At 62.9% G+C, this 19,062-nt stretch carries 11 protein-coding genes and 1 pseudogene; 7 read left to right on the forward strand and 5 right to left on the reverse strand.

Features of this window, described 5'->3' with window-relative positions:
- The first annotated feature begins 12 nt into the window (after positions 1-12).
- Both NA4_RS22570 and NA4_RS43720 read left to right on the forward strand, forming a co-directional pair.
- Positions 13-1,512: a hypothetical protein gene (locus NA4_RS22570; RefSeq protein WP_067473436.1), complete on the forward strand. Its 1,500-nt coding sequence runs from the start codon at positions 13-15 to the stop codon at positions 1,510-1,512.
- 51 nt (positions 1,513-1,563) lie between these two features.
- A pseudogene (locus NA4_RS43720) lies at positions 1,564-3,117 on the forward strand (IS1634 family transposase).
- A gap of 174 nt (positions 3,118-3,291) precedes the next feature.
- Here NA4_RS43720 and NA4_RS40625 read toward each other — a convergent pair.
- The gene (locus NA4_RS40625; protein WP_157129224.1) at positions 3,292-3,441 is read right to left on the reverse strand and encodes a hypothetical protein; all 150 of its coding nucleotides are present in this window, start codon (positions 3,439-3,441) and stop codon (positions 3,292-3,294) included.
- 757 nt (positions 3,442-4,198) lie between these two features.
- On the opposite strand from NA4_RS40625, the gene NA4_RS22580 reads away from it, so the two are divergent.
- The 3 genes from NA4_RS22580 to NA4_RS22590 are packed head-to-tail and all read left to right on the forward strand — an operon-like array spanning position 4,199 to position 13,826.
- Positions 4,199-7,699 (forward strand): helicase-related protein, encoded by a 3,501-nt coding sequence (locus NA4_RS22580; protein ID WP_067473437.1) that lies wholly within the window; start codon positions 4,199-4,201, stop codon positions 7,697-7,699.
- Positions 7,696-10,434 carry a DUF1156 domain-containing protein gene (locus NA4_RS22585; RefSeq protein WP_067473440.1) on the forward strand — a complete coding sequence of 913 codons (2,739 nt, stop codon included), beginning with the start codon at positions 7,696-7,698 and terminating at the stop codon, positions 10,432-10,434. The genes NA4_RS22580 and NA4_RS22585 overlap by 4 nt, the downstream gene beginning before the upstream one ends.
- A 41-nt stretch (positions 10,435-10,475) precedes the next feature.
- A complete protein-coding gene (locus NA4_RS22590) occupies positions 10,476-13,826 on the forward strand; it encodes a DUF499 family protein (RefSeq protein ID WP_067473443.1) in 3,351 nt (1,116 codons plus the stop codon).
- 389 nt (positions 13,827-14,215) lie between these two features.
- Here NA4_RS22590 and NA4_RS22595 read toward each other — a convergent pair whose 3' ends face one another.
- From NA4_RS22595 to imuA', 4 genes are all read right to left on the reverse strand, one after another.
- The gene (locus NA4_RS22595) at positions 14,216-14,563 is read right to left on the reverse strand and encodes a hypothetical protein (RefSeq protein ID WP_245671542.1); all 348 of its coding nucleotides are present in this window, start codon (positions 14,561-14,563) and stop codon (positions 14,216-14,218) included.
- Positions 14,564-15,631: 1,068 nt separating this feature from the next.
- Entirely contained in the window at positions 15,632-16,261 is a 630-nt protein-coding gene (locus NA4_RS22600; protein WP_067473459.1) for a caspase, EACC1-associated type, read from the reverse strand.
- A 1-nt stretch (position 16,262) separates the two neighbouring features.
- Positions 16,263-16,391 carry a hypothetical protein gene (locus tag NA4_RS43305; RefSeq protein WP_281180055.1) on the reverse strand — a complete coding sequence of 43 codons (129 nt, stop codon included), beginning with the start codon at positions 16,389-16,391 and terminating at the stop codon, positions 16,263-16,265.
- Between the two features lie 656 nt (positions 16,392-17,047).
- Positions 17,048-17,731, reverse strand: coding sequence for a DnaE2-dependent mutagenesis accessory factor ImuA' (gene imuA' / locus NA4_RS22610; RefSeq protein WP_067473464.1), 684 nt, complete (start codon positions 17,729-17,731; stop codon positions 17,048-17,050).
- A gap of 316 nt (positions 17,732-18,047) precedes the next feature.
- On the opposite strand from imuA', the gene NA4_RS22615 reads away from it, so the two are divergent.
- Positions 18,048-18,332: a hypothetical protein gene (locus NA4_RS22615; RefSeq protein WP_157129225.1), complete on the forward strand. Its 285-nt coding sequence runs from the start codon at positions 18,048-18,050 to the stop codon at positions 18,330-18,332.
- A 113-nt stretch (positions 18,333-18,445) separates the two neighbouring features.
- Positions 18,446-18,874 carry a hypothetical protein gene (locus NA4_RS22620; RefSeq protein ID WP_157129226.1) on the forward strand — a complete coding sequence of 143 codons (429 nt, stop codon included), beginning with the start codon at positions 18,446-18,448 and terminating at the stop codon, positions 18,872-18,874.
- The last annotated feature ends 188 nt before the right edge of the window (positions 18,875-19,062 follow it).

A 19,062-nucleotide genomic window follows, 5' to 3' on the forward strand; every position in this document is an offset into this window, starting at 1 on the left:
GACACTGGAACAGTGAGTTCGTACTTCTGTGCACACCGCGATTCCGCACTGCTCGGATACTTCGACGGGGTCGAGACCTGGACCGTCCGGACCGCCGAGATCGCCACCGGCGACGAACAATCGGTGACGGAACTGCACGAGAACCTCCACCGACGGTTCCAGAACAGCACCCCCTGGGGGATGCTGGCGCGGCTCGCCGCCGATGTCGCACGAGTAGGAGTCGACCAGACCCGAATGCGGCGCCTCGCACGCTTCTGCAACGCCAGCGCGCGAACCACGCACGAGACGTACGCGTCGTACCTGTCGGTCCGGGGCGACCGGGACTCTGTCCTAATCGCCGATGACCGTTTGTATCGCGACTACGTTGATCGCGGACTCGCGATCACCCAGGGCCGGGAGTGGTCGAACGCGCGCTTCCTCGTGGACGCTGTCCTGCGAGCCGCGATGGCGCCGATAACCCTGCTTGAGGCCGATCGCCCGCTCTCGATCCGGCTGTCCGCGCTGGCAACGGATTCGAGTCCCGATGCCCGGCTCGAGACACTGACCTCCATCGACTGGTCCGCGATCGACGTCTCGGACCTGGACGACACAACGCCACGGTCGCGTCTGTGGGCGCTCTACGACGAGGTCGCGACGCGGTGCGACGACCTCGGGCTCCCGACCATGAGTGCGGCCGAATCCTCGGCCTACGGCCGAAAGCTGAACCTGGACCTCATCGACACCGCACCCGCCGTCTCCGCCCGAATCGACCGGTATCCGATCGGCTCCGCCGCACCGCCGCCCGTGGCACGATTCGCTGAGCACGGACGCGACCGCATCGAGTTGCACACACAACCTCACCGCCTCGAGGTTCTCGATTCAAGCGCGATAGCGACCTCGGCCAAGCACTTCGTTCGCAGGCACCCGGGGTTGGGTGCCCACGTCTGGTTGACATGGACCCGCAGCGATGCGCTCGCGCACCAGTTCGCCCGGCCGAACGCGCTCGAAGCGATGGACGGCAGCGTCGTAGGGCTACAGGCACTCGACCTGGACATCGATGGCGTTCCCGTTGTCAGACTCGCGATCTTCGACGGCGTACAGAACCCGAACGACGTGGCACGCATCCTCGCACTACGCACGCTGGTCGTGACGACGTCTTCCACATCGCCGGACGCAATCGGCAGACCGGAACCAGCGATGCTGTACATCATCATGGATACCAATCCGATCGCTGAACTGTCGGCCATACTCGCCGCAGACCGGCGAATCCGATGGATGCGACTACTGGTCCGAGGCGAAAGATTCTTGCACGCGGTCGTCTTCCTCACCGAGACGATCCCGAACCAGGTGTGGATCGCGCTCACGACCGGACTCCATTGCCGATTAATCCGAGACTGGCTCATCACGCTGGGCGAGGACAAGGTGCACTACGACCCCACCTCTTTCGCAGACCACACCGCCGAACTGGACGCCGTAATCGCACACGTCGTAAACGCCTGGTTCGAAATCGAACTCGGACAGAAACGCTCCTGACCGCGTCCTGGTGACCCCCGCCGAAAAAGAATCCAGGAGGGGATCGCTGGTGTGGCGGCGTTCATTCGCAAGGTGGGGACCGGGTCCGGGGCGACGGCGGTGCAGATCGCGGAGAAGGACGGCCGCCGGAACCGCATTGTCGAGCATGTCGGGTCTGCCCACACCGACGCCCAGTTGGCGGCACTGCTGGATGCGGCGCGGGAGCGGCTGCAGTCGGGTCAGCAGGCCCTCGACCTGGGCCTCGGATCTGCGAGCCGGGACGGCGGTGATCCGGGGGGAAGCGGTGCCGGTGGCTGATCGAGGTCATCGAAACCGCTTGGCGGAACGAAGGTTTCGACGTCGTCGATGATCCCGCATTCTTTCAGCTGGTGTTCGCCCGGCTGGTGGAGCCGACCTCGATGAGTGACTGCGCTCGTGTCGTCGCCGAACTCGGTGTGGATGCGGCGCACCGCAACACCTACGCCAACGCCCTGCGCCGTTGCAGCACCCACGACTACCGGAACACGGTGGCCACCAGGTGTTTCGCCCACGTCTCGAGCACCGGTGGTCTTGCACTGGTGCTCTATGACGTGAGGACATTGTATTGCGAGGCCGAGCGTGAACACGGGCTGCGCAAGGTCGGGTACCCCAAGGAACGCCGCGTCGAGCCGCAGATCGTCGTCGGCCTGCTGGTCGACCGCTCTCCGGGTTCCCGCTGGAGATCGGGTGTTTCGAAGGCAACACCGGCGAGACCGCCACCATCGTTCCGATCATTGCTGGGTTCAGGCCCGCCACGGGATCGCCCACACCTGTATGGTCGCCGCCGACGCCAGCATGCTGTCAGTGACGAATCTGAAAGAGCTGGACGCGGCCGGGTTGTCGTTAATCGTCGGCTCCCGCGTGACGACAGCCCCGCGGATCTGGCGTCGCATTTCCATTGGCACGGTGACATTTTCACCGACCGTCAGATCATCGACACCGTCACCCCGCGCCATGCCCGCAGCGCCGTCAACACCCGCAGACAGCGCGCTGAACCGGTATGGAATCCCGAGCACCATCCGAAGGCGTGGCGGGCGATATGGCAATACTCGACCACACCCGCCCGCCGCGACACCCAGACGTTGAATGCCCAGGAAGCCCGCGCCCGCGCGGTGATCGACGGCAGCAAACCCGCCAAGACCACCCGATTCGTCCACATCAACGGCGAGGACCGCCGCCTGGACGAAGCGAGCCTGGACCACGCCCGCGCACTGACCGGGTTGAAAGGGTTACGTCACCAACATCCCGGCCCCGGTGATGCCCGCCGCGGAGATCATCAGCCACTACCACGACCTCTGGCATGTCGAGCAATCGTTCCGCATGTCCAAAACCGATCTGCGGGCACGGCCGATCTTCCACCGCACCCGCGACGCCATCGAAGCCCACCTGACCATCGTCTTCACCGCCCTCGCCGTCGCCCGCTACCTGCAAGACCAGACCGGAGTGAGCATCCAACGCCTCGTCCGCACCCTACGGCCCCTACAAGAGATCAGCGTCGTCATCGCGGGACACCCCCACACCACCGCCGACCCCATACCCGCCGAAGCCGAGCGAATCCTCACCGCCCTGCGAATCCCGCACCCCTGACCCCGGTTTGGGTCACTAAACCTGTGCAACTCAGGCGAGATCGCGAGCGCCGAGAGCGGAGTTCCATCGTAGAAATCCTGGTCCGCATTCCGGTGTCCATTATTGGATGGACATCTCCTGGTCGACTCACGTCCTACAGAAGCGTGCATGTGGTGATCGTGAGCAGCATCAGAGTCAAGCTGCCGCCGAAGCCGATGCCGCCGGCGCGTACGGCCGCGGGCAGGTTGCGCCGTCGATCTTCGTCAGGACGCCGGCGGCAATACCGACGATGATCGCCAGCAGCGCGGCGCCGCTGAGGAGAAGGGCCTTGGTGGTCGCGGGCATCTGCTATTCCGTTCGCGTCGGTGAATTGGTGACGCTCCTGAGTGAAATGATTGGTTTGACCGCGTACGCCCGCCTGCGCCGCTAGAGTGCCTATATGCCCACGTCAGAACAGATTTGGCGAGTTCGCGAGTTCGCGCGACTCGCTGCGGTTCGCGGTCTCGGAGACGTCCAGGTGCCACTGCCGCTGCCGTGACTACCTCAGGGGGAACGATGACCTCGAGGAGTTCTTCACGAAGCTGGACGCGCTGCACCGGGAGGCCGGCAGCCCCAGCTCGACTGAACGACGGGCGAGCTCAGTGAACCGTGATTGAGTTTGACTCCCCGAACCCATGTTCGAGGTCTCGGTAGGCCAGATACGTTGGTGCACCACAAGATTCGTGTAGCGCAGGATGGCTGGAGGGGATATGTTGTACCGCAAGACCAATCAGCATCGCTGGCGCGGGGTATTCGGCCGACGATGGTGGCGCGACTGGGGCGGGATCGATGCAGGGTGAGGTATCGCGGGGTATGACGCAACCGATCGGAAATCCGATCCTGAATACCCACATGAGGAACCGGTTCGGCACTACGCGATCGGGAGGCAAGGGCCGACAGGGGAAATTCAAATCGGTGGCCGCCCGATGGTGACGCAGTACACAGGAGTTCGCTTGTCGTTCCGTGCGCTAGCCCTAGCTTGCGAGAACACTTGGGGCAGTACCACTTTCCTGTACCAGCGTGGGCAATCTCCCGAGGGGACCGAGCAGTGAACTCGGGGAGCATGACGCTTGAAAACCTCACCCCAGGCGCGATCCTGGATGGGATTGTTCCGACCGGCCCCGTGACGGTGGTTGCAGTCAAGTGGTACGGCTCCGACGCCCTCACCCTCACCTATCGCGATTCGCAGGGCAATGTCGCCGACCAGTTGTTGTATCGAGATTCGGAGCCACGGCTATCACTGCGAGCGCGCGCGGCGCCCTACAGCTTCGACGGGGATGGAGCCCTCTTCAAGCTGGCCGCTGAGGCGCTTCGCCTGCGAACAGCTGCCCGATTCGACCCGATGCTGGCAGTTACGACGAGCGACCTCGAACCCCTTCCGCACCAAGTCCAGGCTGTCTACGGGGAACTTCTCGACCGGATTCCCCTCCGGTTCGTCTTGGCCGACGACCCTGGCGCAGGCAAGACAATTATGGCTGGCCTATATATCAAGGAACTCTTGCTCCGCAGTGACCTTGAACGTTGTTTGATCGTGGCGCCTGGCGGCCTCGTGGACCAGTGGCAGGTAGAGCTGCTGGACAAGTTTGGATTGCGGTTCGACATTCTCACCCGTGACTTGATCAACGCGCAGCTGGATCAATCTGTGTTCGAGAAGTTCCCGCTGCTCATCGCCCGGATGGACCAACTTGCCAGGTCTGACAGCTTGCAGTCCCAATTGGAACAGTCCGACTGGGATCTAGTGGTGGTGGACGAGGCACATCGCATGTCCGCAAGTTACTTTGGCGACGAGCTGAAGAAAACGAAGCGCTACCTCCTTGGTGAGCTACTCGGTAAACACTCTCGCCACTTGTTGTTGATGACCGCCACGCCCCACGCAGGGAGTGAGGCCGGATTCCAACTTTTCATGCGATTAGTCGACACCGAACGGTTCGAAGGACGGTATCGCGAGGGAATTAGCTCAACTGACACCGAGGGCCTCATTCGCCGGATGGTCAAAGAGGAGTTGCTGACATTCGAAGGCAAACCGCTGTTTCCCGAGCGTTGCGCGTACACGGTTCCATACCAACTCTCCGAGCCTGAGCTGGAATTGTACGAAGTTGTCACCGATTACGTGCGCGTGCAAATGGGGCGTGCCCAGGCCATGGCCGACGGCCGACGCGGCAACACCATCGGATTTGCGTTGACGGTGCTCCAGCGGCGGCTCGCGTCGAGCCCGGAGGCCATCCTTCAGTCGCTCGTGCGCCGCCACCGGCGGCTTCAGGCTCTTCGGCAGGAGATGCTGAACAGCGAAACGACCAACGAGGCAGGCCTTCAGGGTCGTCTGGCCTCCATCCTCGGACGCAACTCCGACGAGTGGGACAATATCCTCGACGAGCTACCGGGCGACGAGCTTGAACAGTTCGAGAACAACGTTGTCGATGCCGCCACCACGGCGCGGACTCTGGCCGAACTCGACAAGGAGATCGCGATCCTCGCCGATCTCGTCGAGATCGGTCGACGTGTCCGCGACAGCGGCAATGACCGGAAGTGGACCGAACTCCGCGAGTTGTTGCTGAGTAACCCGATGGTCGGGGACAGCGACGGCAGCCCACGCAAACTCATCATTTTCACCGAGCACAAGGACACGCTCGATTATCTCTCCGTCCGCATACGCAGCCTGCTCGGCAGCGAGGATTCTGTCGTCACCATCCATGGCGGGATTACCCGGGAGAACCGGCGCAAGATCAAGGAACTGTTCACGCAGGACAAGAATTGCCGAATCTTGGTCGCCACCGATGCCGCAGGCGAGGGCCTGAACCTGCAGCGGGCGAACCTCATGGTCAACTACGACCTTCCTTGGAATCCCAATCGAATTGAACAGCGGTTCGGGCGGATACACCGGATCGGCCAAAACGAGGTATGCCACCTGTGGAACCTTGTCGCGGAAGACACCAGAGAGGGTGCCGTTTTCATAAGATTGCTCGCGAAGATCGACGAGCAGCGGCGGGCGTATCAGGGCAAAGTATTCGATGTTCTGGGCGAAGCCTTCAGCGAACAGCCGTTGCGGTCACTGCTGATGGAAGCGATTCAGTATGGTGACCGCCCTGAAGTCCGCGACCGCTTGAACCAGGTTATCGACGCGTCTGTCGGCGAAGGGCTCGACCGTCTGATCGCCGAGCGGGCACTGGCCCACCAGAAACTCGCCAATGCCGACGTCGGCGAGTGGCGACTGCGTATGGAGGAGGCTCAGGTGCGCCGGCTGCAACCGCACTACGTCCGGGGGTTCTTTCTCACCGCCTTCACGTTGCTCGGCGGACGCGTGTACGAACGAGAGTCGAGGCGATACGAGATTCTCCACGTGCCCGCCGAAGTCCGCGACTACGAGCCACTTATCCGGACCCGCGTTCCGGTGTTGCGCCGGTACGAGCGGGTCACCTTCGACCGTGACCTCACCCGTCTGCCCGGTCAGCCTCGCGCTGACCTGCTGGCGCCGGGGCACCCCCTGCTCGACGCAGTCGTCACCTTGATCGGTGATCGATACGGCACGCAGCTCAAGCAAGGGGCCGTTCTCGTCGACCGATCCGCCGCCGATGAACAGCCGAAGCTACTCGTTGCCGCCGCACAAGAGGTCGCGGACGGGCACCACCCGCCGCGGATTGTCAGCAAACGCCTCGATTTCGTCGAGATCGGCCCGGAGGTCGCCCAGATGGCAGGGGCGGCACCCTACTTGGACTACGCGCCGCCAACCGATGACGAGCTCAGCCGTATCCGACCGCTCCTCGAAGCGCCATGGCTCGTCGCCGGTGTCGAGGATCTCGCGGTCAGTTGGGCCGTCGATCACGGACTCGGAACACATATCGCCGACCTTCGGGAGCGCGTCCAACGGGAAGCCGAACGCACCGGGCGTCTCGTGCGCCAACGGCTCCTGCAGGAGATCAACTATTGGGACTCCCGGCACGCCGATCTGCTCGATGCAGAGGCATCGGGCAAGTCGGTAAAGGTAAAGTCCGACTTTGCTTTTCGGCAAGCGCGTGCGCTCGAGCAACGCCTGGAACGGCGCCTGGATGAACTCGAGCGCGACTCTCGACTGCATATTCGCCCGCCGTTGGTCGTAGCCGCGGCGTTTGTTGTCCCGCAGGGGCTGCTGGACAGACTCGCGGGCCGACGCGACCTGCCGGCCGCCGCTTACGCCGACGACACCACCGCTACGGAAAGACGCGCCATCGACCGGGTGATGCAAGAGGAGCGCGACCTCGGCAGGTTCCCAGAGGAGATGCCGCGCAACAACCCCGGATACGACATCCGGTCTCGTACACCCGACAACCATTGGGTGTTCATCGAGGTCAAGGGGCGAATCTTTGGCTCGGAGACGTTCTACGTCACCCGGACCGAAGTGCTCGCCGGCAAGAACTCCGCGGAGAACTACCGCCTGGCACTTGTCAGCGTTCATCCCGACAGGCCCGATCAGGATGACATCCGCTACATCGTCGACCCGTTCCTCGATGTCGATTTCGGCGAATTCGATGCCACCGGCATGCATGGCGACTGGCTCAAGACCTGGGAACGAGGAGGACCGCCTGTATGACCGACCACTCCGGCCAATACCAACGGAAACTGATCGATGTCACTTTGCCGCTGACGGCCATCAGCAAAGCAAGCATCAGCTACAAGGAGCGCAAGGTCGGCACAATCAAGAACCTGCACAAGTGGTTCGCGCCGATGCCGACCCCTGCGCTTCGGGCGTTGATCTTCGCGTCCTTGGTGGACGATCCAGGTCCAGGCCCCGACAGAGATAAGCTCGTCGACCTTGTCGAAGCACTCGTTCCCACCGACGGCACGGCGCCGACCGCCGAGGCACTTCGCCAGGCGCGCAGGTTGATCGGCGAGTCGAACCCTGAACTCCCGATCGTGCTCGACCCGTTCGCGGGCGGCGGGTCAACCGTTGTCGAGGCGCTGCGCCTCGGTCTCCCCGCGGTCGGTTCCGATCTCAATCCGGTTGCGGCACTGATCACCCGGGTGTTAGGGGAACTGCTTCCGGCTGTTGCCTCGGCTCCTGCTCTCTTCGACCCCGAAGGTCAGTCCCGTACCAGTGACGCTGCGTTCGACGGCTTTACTGCAGATGTGCGCCGATACGGCGCGATAATCGAGTCCAAAGTTCGCAAAAGCGTCGGCCACCATTATCCGACCACGGAGGTTGGGCGGCCTGTCGCCTGGTTGTGGGCAAGAACCGTGCCGTGCCACAACCCCAGATGCACCATCCATGTTCCGCTGTTCGGTTCGGCATGGCTCAGCAAGCAAGGCGGCCGCGAAGCGACTGTCGAGGCTGTCGTTGCCGGCGACCACGTCGAGTTCGTCGTGCACAAGGGCAAGGACGGTCCCTGTGTTTCGACGAAGAGTGGTGGTCGGGCGCAGTTCACGTGTCCCAAGTGCGCAACGAAGATCAATGAACGAGACCTACGTGACGCAGGCAAGGCGGGCAAGCTCGGATTGCAACTAATGGCCTACTGCGTGGATATGCCGCCTTCGGGAAGGACGTTCGTGGGGCCGAAAGAGATTCCCAAGCAGGTTATCGACGTCGAACTTCCGGACGACCTCGATGATATTGAGATCGGTGGCAATACAAAGAACTTCGCACCCCCGCTGTATGACCTGCGGTACCAGACCGATCTCTACACCCCGCGGCAGCTGACTACGCTCGCCGCGTTCGCCGACGAAGTTGCCGCAATCTACGACCACGTGCTGGACGACGGCGGCACCACCGAACAGGCACGGGCCATCGCCAGTGTGCTCGGTATCTGCGTGAGCAAGATGGCGCAAGGAAACTCAAGTCTGGTGCGGTGGCGAACGCGGCTAGGCCCATCGAAGCCGGAACCCGCCTTCGGCACGCAGGCCATGCCGATGCTGTGGGATTTCGCCGAGGCGTATCCGTTCGGCGATTCCGTCGGAAGCTGGTCGGCTCAAATCGATTCGGTGATCGGCCTCCTACGTGGTCTACCGGCCGAAGCCGACGCAGCTCACGTGGCGCAGGTCGACGCCAGGTCCGCCGGAGGCCTAGTCGAGCCCGGCACGGCTTTCATCGTCACCGACCCACCCTATTTCGGGCAGATCAACTACGCCGATCTCAGCGACTACTTCTACCTCTGGCTGCGGCGGGCGCTGCGAGCCGTGCACCCGGACCTGTTCGCCACCATCGCGACTCCGAAAGCGCCGGAGCTCGTCGCCAATCCCGCTCGTCACGATGGTGATAAGGCGGCCGCGCAACAGTACTTCATCGACGGGTTCACCGACGTGTTCACGACGCTGCAGAAGGCGTCGCGCTCAGACCTGCCGATCGTGGTGGCCTACGCGGCCAAACAGGACGACGCCGAAGGAAAAGGGGCCGTCTCCTCGGCGTGGGTGTCGCTGCTGCAGGCAGTGCTGGCGTCCGGTCTGGCGGTGGTGGGGACGATGCCGATCGAATCCACCATGAGCACACGGCAAGTGAGCCAAGGCGCTAATGCGCTGGCGTCCTATATCATCCTCATCTGTCGCCCGCGTGAAGCCGACCATATCGCAGACAAGTCGACATTCCTTGCTCGACTCCGGGAAGACTTGCCTGACGCCATCGAGGCCCTTCGGAAAGGTGGAGTGTCTCCGCTCGACATGGGGCAGGCGGCAATCGGTCCGGGAATGCGGATCTTCTCCCAGTATCGCGATGTACTACAAGCGGACGGCGCGCCTATGACCGTGCGGGATGCTCTTGTCGAGATCGACAAGGCCGCTACCGTCGTCATCGACGGCGAAGAAACGGAGTTCGATCCGCCGACCAGATTCGCGCTGAAGTGGTTCCGACAGTTCGAGTTCGGGCCAGGCACCTACGGTGACGCCGATGTGGTGCTGCGGCAGACCGGCACCTCCATCAGGGACCTGGAAGCCGACGGGATTGTCAGTAATACTCCTCGCAGCACCGTCCGGCTCCTCGGGTTCGAAGAATTGCCGGCGCGCTACAACCCGCTGACGGACCATCGAATCTCCCACTGGGAGGTCGCCATGCACATGGCGATGCGCTTCAACACCGAGGGCATCGACTCGGCCGCCCAGCTGGTCGCAGGTGTACGCGCGCGAGCAGACAGCGTGATCAGTCTCGACCGGGTTAATCGGCTGGTCCATCGACTATTCAAGGTCTCCGACCGCAGGTATCAGAACGCCGCATCGATGTTCAACCAGTTGGGCGCTGCTTGGCCCGACATCGTCACTGCCGCAAGGCAAATCGAGGTGCGCCCCTTTGGTGGGGAGACCGGGGACCTTCTTTCGCTCATCCACGGCGAAGAGGACGAATGAGATCGGCGCACACCGCGCCGCTAGAGGGGTAGGCATTACCGATGGCACAGACGCACCAGCAGCGGGTCGGCAAGGGATTCGAGCTGCTCGCCGAGGGACTCGAGCCCGTGGTCGAGCGCCTCATGCAGAAAGCAGCCCCCGCCGGAGTCGACTGGTTGGACCACTTCATCGGGACCGGAATGAAGCTCTCCAAGAGCGACCCTTACCTTCTGCTCAAGGCCATCGTCAAACGCAAAGAAGTATTCAAAGAGCTCCTCGGACCTAGCGGCGATCGGTATGCGGCCGAACTGTTTGAGGCGCGAAACCAGTGGGCGCACAACGAGAAGTTCGACTACAGCTTTGCCGACCGGATTCTGGACTCGGCAGAGCGCTTGTTGCGACTTGTCGGGGCCGTTGGCCAAGCAGACGCGGTATTGGAGCAGCGCGAGGAACACCGGATACAGGTCGAAAACAAGCGCGCACTCGATCGCACCCGCCGCAGCGCGTCTGCCGGAGTCGTGGTGACCGCCGAGAAGCTCGGCAGCTGGCGGGAAGTCATGGTTCCCCATCGGGATGTCCAAGAAGGCAACTATGCCAGGGCAGAGTTCGCTGCCGACCTCCACGAGGTGGCGGCCGGAAGGGCGAAGAACGAGGAGTATTCCGATCCGATCCAGTTCTTCCGCCGGACCTACCTTACGGAAGGCCTGAAGGAACTCCTGTGCAATGCGGCCAGGCGCATCGCGGGCCAAGGCAATGCCGAACCGGCCTTCAATCTGCAGACCAACTTCGGCGGCGGAAAAACACATTCGATGCTGGCAGTCTGGCATCTCTACACCCCCGGGCTCACGGTGCACGACTTTCCGCAGTCGGTGCAGGACATGCTCGGTGACGTCCCTATCGTCCCGGGGGTCCGTCGAGCCGCGATCGTCGGCAATCGCATCGAAACAGCTAAGCCAGCCACCGAGGATGGCCGTCCCGGCATCAAGACCCTATGGGGCGAATTGGCCTGGCAACTTGGCGGCCACGAAGCCTATGCCATCGTCGCGGAGTCGGACCGTGCCAGTATCCCGTCAGGGGCATCCCTCCGTCAGCTTCTTGAAGCGACCGCGCCTTGCGTGATTCTCATCGACGAATGGGTGGCCTACGCACGACTCCTACGCGGCGGTTCTGATCTGCCAGGCGGAACATTCGATAACCAATTCACTTTCGCCCAGACTCTCGCCGAAACCGCCAAATCGGTCCCCGGCGTGATGCTCATCCTATCGATTCCGGCCTCCTATGACCCTAAAGATCGCAGCACCTTCGCGAACGATTCTGAAGTCGGCGGAGTGCACGGACAAGAGGCCCTCGAAGGATTGGAAAATGCGATCGGAAGAATTGCAAAACATTGGCGCCCCGCCACGCCGGACGAATCGTTCGAAATCGTTCGGCGGCGTCTATTCGAGGACTCAACCCCTCAAGCGCTCCGTGACCGCGATTTCATTGCGAAGAGCCTCGTCAAGTTCTACCGAACCCACGACCGAGAGTTTCCCCGGGAAGTTCGGGAGACTGCGTACGAAGACGAGATCAAGCGGGCTTATCCGATCCACCCGGAACTCTTTCGTCGGCTATACGACGATTGGTCGACATTGGATCGCTTCCAGAAGACCCGTGGTGTGCTTCGACTGATGAGCGCTGTCATCTTCAGGCTCTGGCAGAGCGAGGATCCTGCGCCGATCATCATGCCGGGATCGATTCCACTCGGCGATGAGTACGTGCTCGGCGAGGTCACCCACTACTTGTCGGATGCATGGAAGGTCGTGATCGAGGCTGATGTCGACGCACCGACATCGAGCCCGGAACGAATCGACGCCGGACGCACCGCATTCGGCCAGCGTCGTCTCACAAGACGCCTGGCTCGCGCTGCCTTCCTTGCGTCGGCCGCCCGTACTGGACCACAGCGGAAAGGCGTTGAAAGCAAACGCATCTGGCTGGGAACGGCCTTGCCGGGCGACATTGTCGGAAACTTTGCCTCCGCCATACATCTTCTCAGCGACGAAGCCCTGTACTTCCACGCAGACGGCAGCACCTACTGGTACGACACTCAGCAGTCCGTGAATAGGTTAGCCCGGGAGCGCGCCGACGACTACCGGAGCCACCCGGAAGACGTCTACTCCGAGATCGTGCGCCGTATCAAGGAACGGGACTTCCGGAAGAATGGCCCGTTCCACGGGGTCTTCCCTGCGCCGCGAGACAGCGCCGACATCCAAGACCATCCCAACTTGCGGCTCGTGATCGTCCATCCAAGGCACGCGTACTCCAGCCAAACCAGGAAAAATTCGGCGCACGAGTTCGCAATGAACGCGCTTGGAAGCCGCGGAAACTCACCGCGAGAGAATCAGAACATGCTTGTATTCGCCGTGGCTGAACGGGAGCTTCTTGGCTATCTGATGGACTCGGTCCGCGACTACCTGGCCTGGAACTCAATCGTGCAGGAGGACGATCTACCATTGCCCGCTGACCAAACCGCTATGGCTAGTAGGCGACGAAGTAGAGCCGATGACACGGTGTGGCTGCGGCTGACCCAAGCATACAACTCGGTCTACTACCCGACGTGGGACAAGACGCACGGTCGGATCGGACTCGGTGCCGCAACCCTCGATGACGAAACACCGGATATCCCTACGCGCGTGGGCGCCAAGCTAACGGCACTGGATCAGCTCCGCACAGTCATCGCGCCACAACTCCTCGTCAATGACCTCCGCACTAGCTTGATGAAGGTCTGGGAACCTGGACACATTCGATTCGATGAGCTGTGGCGCTACTACCGTAAGTTCCCTTATCTGGTCCGGCTAGTCGACCGCACGGTGCTCGAGCAAGGGTTGGCTCAAGCATTCAATGAGATCGTCGGAGACATCATAGGTTTCGCCTTGGCAAGCGATTACGACGACACGACCGGTCGCTATCTCGACCTGGTTATACCTGGTACTGACATCGCACCTGGCCCAATCACGGGTCGGACGCTCATTGTGAATATCGAACGTGCGAAAGCTCAACGCGAACAAGAGGAACGAACTCAAGCCAGTGCAGACTCATCAACAACGGAAGGCACTGATACCGGAACCGACCGATCTTCGACAGAAAACCCGAGCACCAAACCAGAACGTCGAACCACCCCATCGAGTTCGAAGCCGGAGGTCACAAACGCTCGATTCTGGGGCACCTACAACGTCAACCCTGATCGTTTTGCCCGCGAACTCAATCGACTGAGCCAGGATCTACTCGCACTGCTTGCCGCACCGGAGGGGGCAGAGCTTGAGATCACAGTCAATATCGAAGCCCGACGAGATGGAGGCTTCTCCAGCGACACTGTCATGAAGGTGACGGAAAACCTTCGACACTTGAAGGTCAACGGTCGGTTCGAAGATAGGTGAAGTGGAGGGGCGAGCGCCATCAACCCATAGATACCTCACTCGGCACCACCGTGGTGTACTCGACCGCAGTGCGACGAGCTGTACAAACCGCCGACCCAATCGCACACCAACTCGGGTACCACTGCGGCCGGAATTCCCCTACAACGAGCACGGGACCGCCGAAGCTGCCGCACCTACTGAAGTCACTGTGCAACAGTCGGTGCATCGTTGGCACCCAAGCCCGAGCTTGCCAGCCGTAGCTATCGTGTGAGGATCAGACGGCTGTTCGGGCGGTGAAAACTGGGAGCCGCCTTGTCTGGTGTGTCGGCGGGTATTTCAGGCCTGGCATAGGTCTTTGAGGAATGCGACCGCGTCGGGGTCGGCGTTGCCGGGGTTGGCGAGGCGGGTGCTCACCCAGCTCGCTTGGTGGTCCCGTCACCTCCGCGCCGCCGAGCCTTATCAGGGTTGATGTAGAGCCGAACACCCTTATACACCACTGTGTTCGGCGCATCGTCGTCGTTGTCCGGGTCGCCGGAGTCCGTAGGATCGGGCAGTTCCGCGAGCTCCTCGATGACGATCTGTGCTCGCGCCGCGCTGGGATCAAACATCTCCTGAAACGGCCCGACGAACGACCCCCCGAGCCCGCGGTGCTTCGCCCGAATAGCCGCCCACCCGAACAGTGCCAACGGGGCGATGGTGGCGATCAGCAGTAACAAGTCCCCGCCCATACCCACGAGCGTACCAATGAGATCCTTCACTCAGCTTAGGAGAGAAGGGGCCAGCTTTCTGTTGGTCACCGAACCACATGGCCTCCGTCATGAGAGATACCGGCTTCCGAAACATCGCTACGACATGGCATGAACCAGTGAAGGTGCCCCAGTACCCCAGGGGTAAGTGTTCGCCGAGCGGAACGCTCGACCGTAGGCAGGCACTACTGCCCTGTCGGGCCAGTTCCTGCAGGGTCTCGACCAAGATCGATCAGCGACACGCCGCACTTTTAAGCGCTACCGGAGGTCTGCTGCAAACCCCGTATCCTGCCACCCGCGAAGAAGGCCTCCCACCAGCAGATTTACCCTGGGGTCCTCATCGCCCCTGCGAGGGTTGGCAACACGAAATGTGCGCCTGGGCGGCACGCCTGGACGCCCGGTCCTCATCGCCCCTGCGAGGGTTGGCAACAGCCCGAACTGCTTGCGCTGGTGCAGGTCTGCGACGAGTCCTCATCGCCCCTGCGAGGGTTGGCAACACGGGCCCCCAGGAGGTTTGCGAACCGGCTGTCCCGTCCTCATCGCCCCTGCGAGGGTTCGCAACGCGTTGAACGCCTGCCCGGTGCCGGTGTACTGGATGTCCTCATCGCAAACACCACCGACGACACCGCGCTGGTGTGGCCGGTGAGAACGGCGGGCGACGGGGCGGGGTGGATGTGTGGGTGAGGGCGATCCCCGCTACCGCGGCGGTGACGGTTAGGGGGATGGCAACCGCGCCGCCGATCAGTAGTCGGCGGCGACCGATCCGCCGGACAGTGGAGGGCAATGTGGAACGCGGCGCGGTCCCGGTTCGACCATCGCTTTCGGTCCTTCCTGTCAGGAGGGCATCGACCGAGAGGTCGGCCGATACCGGCGCGGCGCTTTGTTTATCGGCACCGGGCCTTCTGAATGCGGGACCGAAGGTTTGGGCTTCGTCGGCAGGAAGCGGGTGATCTGTGTCGGCTGGCGGGGGTCTGCGGGCGAGTGCTAGGTTTCCGATGGTACGGGTGTTGCGTTGTTCTGGCTGCGGAAATCCCTTGGACGGCAATGCCTTTGCCAGGTGTTCGTGGATCGCGGTCAGTGTCAGGAACTCGGCATCGTCACCAGGGCCGCGCTGCAGCAGCTCGAGCATCGCGCCGGTGTAGGCGGTGTAGGCGGTGTATCGGGCGCCCTCGGGGCGTGGGAGGGCCGGTTCGCCGGGGAAGATGCCAGTGTGCAGGTGCCTGCCACCTCGAGTTGTCCGGCCACCGTGGAAGTGACATCGCTCATGAGGTCGATCGCCAGCCCGGAGAAGCAGCAGTCCAGGATCAGCACTCGGTTGGTCGCGCCGGCGTCGGCGAGGGTATCGCGCAGCATCTCGAACGGAAACGCCGTCCACCCCACCATGTCCCGGTCACTGCGCGTGTTCGGCAGCGACAGATACAACGTCCCGCCCCGGCCGATCAGACCGTGCCCGGCGTAGTAGACCAGCAACATATCCCCCGCCTGCGCGGCCGCGGAGTTCAAGGCATCGCCGATGATCCCGCGGTCTGATTCATCGGCCACCACCACACAATGCCCACGCGGCAACGCGGTCGCCTGCGTATTGGTCAACACCTGGGCGAGGTCGGTGAGGTTGTTGCGGACCGCAGGCAGATCGGGCAACTCAGGATCGGCGAATCTGCTGGTGCCCAGCAGGACCGCCCTTGACCGGGCCGGGTCGGGCAGCCGCACCCTAGCCGTCCAACGCTTTATGCAGTAGGTGCGTCACCTCGCCCTCGGGCAGCCCGCGTGCCGCGATCGTGATCGACTGCCCCTCGCCGCGGGTGATCTCGATATCGACGGTTTGCGGTGGGTGATCCACACGCCCAGCGACGTCGCCAGCAGTGAGGCGCCCTGCCATAGTTCCGGGTTGCAATAGTGTCTCTCCACCACCAGGCGCCCGCCGTGCGTGTGGCCCGGCGCGTGAGGAACTGGGGGGAACGGGTCGGGCGGGTGGGGGTTGGTGCGGGAACGGATTCGGTTCGTCGAGCCGGATTGGTGGCGATTCGCTCTTCGGCACTGGTCCAATGGCGATAGAGTGTGCGAAAAATGGTGCGCCGCAACGAGCAGCATCGCGCTGCTCAATTGCATGGGGTATCGATGATTGGTCGTCGACGCACGCCACTCCAGGTGCCTCGGCGCCGACGCTCAGTCCGGTTGGACAGCGTCCCACGGCACCCACTGACGTAGAAACCGGCTCCACTGACTCCATTGCTTGTCAGCAGCTGAATCTCGACCTCGCAGAACCACACCGGTGCGGTCCCAATATTGAACCGTGCCCACCGGTAGGCGCGCGCCGGGATCCATTCCTCGCCGAGGTGCAGATCGAAAGCGAATGCTTTCTCCCCGAGCGTCACCGGCATGACGCGATCCGGCGTCCGGACCGGCATCACCCACATCCTGCGCGGGGCCACTTTTACCGACCGCGGTGGTTGCAGCAGGCGGATGGCCGTATACCGATCGTCGTTCATCGCGCACTCACCCCGTCCGCGCGATCGACGTCGGGACCGCGGCGGTCGCGGGTGCCTGCCGAGTCCAGCTGCATCGCTGGGCACCGGTACCGGCGAGCTGGACGCGCGTGGTGCGTGGCCGCCGTGCGGTGCGGCCAGTGACCTGGATGTCGAACGTCATCTTGCGTAGCCGTCCACGCCCGCGACCAAGGCCCTCGTATCCGGCGAGCTCACAACGGATTTCGAGATCTGCCCGCGCCCATCCCGCGCCGGTGACGATGAGAACACCGTCATGACTGCGCAGGCGGGCGAGCACAGCACGCGTCCGGCTCGGCGGAGCGGTGCCCGCGACGTCCAGGACGACGACGTCGACACCGTCGAGCAGGACCGCGGCGACCGTGAGCGGATCCTCGCCCCTGAGATCCGGGATATGGGCCAGTCGGGCGAGGTCACCACCCATCTCGACCACAGACAGCAATCCCAGCTGCGGCTGTCCAATGACGGCGACCCAATCGCCGGCGGCGGTAACGGCCGCGAGCAAGCCCAGCATCGGGGTGTTGCGACCGGTGCAGGCGACAACGCCGCCGCGCGGGAGCCCGCCCTCCGGAAGCGCCTCCCCCAAGCCGCCGGACACGGGGATGACCGCGGTCGATGCGCTGGCTGGCAGCGGCGGCGGTTCAGTGGCGCCGACGCGGCCGGGGATGGCCGCCATGCGGGCGCGTAGCGCGGCGAGTTTCTCCTCGCGGGACAGCCCAGCGAACAGCGGTTCGGCGATGCGCCCCGGACGGTCCGGCGCAGGCCCTGGAACGGATAGATGCGAGCCCTGTGCTCAAATGGCTCGATGCGAGCGATAAGCATTACCGGATTTCGACCGTACGAGTTCAGACCGTTCATGTCGCGAGATGAGTCAGGTCTTTCCACCGACCGATGTAGCTGATCGACGCAGACAAGCTGGGCAGGGCCGAAAATCGCTTCGCACCACGTCGTGACTGTGCCATCCTCACCGGATGCCAATCCTGGAACCGAGTGTGGCACTGGCGACGTTGGAGACCGCACTGCGTGAGTTGATGGGCTTCGTCTATCGCCAACGGCATGGGCCGGACTGGCTTGAGGCGGTCACATCCGAGAAACAGCGTGCGCAGTGGGTTGCCCGCGCCGAGACCGAGCAGGTTCGGACTAAGCGCGGAGTCGCCGAGGTCGACGATGTGGGCCTGACCTACGCGAACCTGTACGACCTGTTAGAGATCGCCGACAAGAATTGGAACGAGCTCGCGCCGGCGTGGACAGCAAATCCACCATGTACGCGTTGCTGAAGCGTTTCGATTTCCTGCGTAACCCTGTCGCCCACAGCCGGTTAATGGTGGGGTTCGAGCAGGATCTGTTGTCTGGAGTTGCTGGTCTGGTTCGGAATCAGGTGACGTTGTACATGAGCAGTCAGGACGAGGCGGGCGAGTACTACCCGCGCATCGAGTCGGTCACTGACAGTTTCGGGCACCGACTCGAAGGTCAGGGACCGCCGATCGACGAGATGTTCGGCGGGAAGCTCACCGGGAAGGTGCTGCACCCGGGTGATCGTGTGCAGTTCACCGTGGTCGGTACAGATCCGCAAGACCGTCCGCTGCGGTGGGATCTGACCACGGTCACCGGCACGATCGAGGATTCGAAGCTCTCGACCGGCGGCAACCCTGTGATGCTTGAATGGGTCGTCGGCAAGGGCGATGTCACCGAGGTCGCGGTCGCCCATATCCACATGTACGCCGAAGGCTCGGAGTATCGGCGGTTCACGAGGTTCGACCATCGCGCGTACTTCAGGTACATCGTGCGGCCGCCGCTGGACCACAACCCCGCCGTTTAGACAGGGTGCCTCTCCGGACCGAGGGCCATCGGCACTACATTGCGTTCCGCCGACATCGGATCAGCACGGCCAGTAGATCTTCCGATATCCGCGCTGGCCGGTTCGGTCGGCGCGGTATGCGGCATGCGCGGAGGTTGCCATGCGACACCCATCGATGCTGCACCGAAAGGCTGGCGGCCAGGTCTAAG

It is taken from the genome of Nocardia amamiensis NBRC 102102 (assembly GCF_001612745.1).
In the GTDB taxonomy this organism is placed as follows: domain Bacteria; phylum Actinomycetota; class Actinomycetes; order Mycobacteriales; family Mycobacteriaceae; genus Nocardia; species Nocardia amamiensis.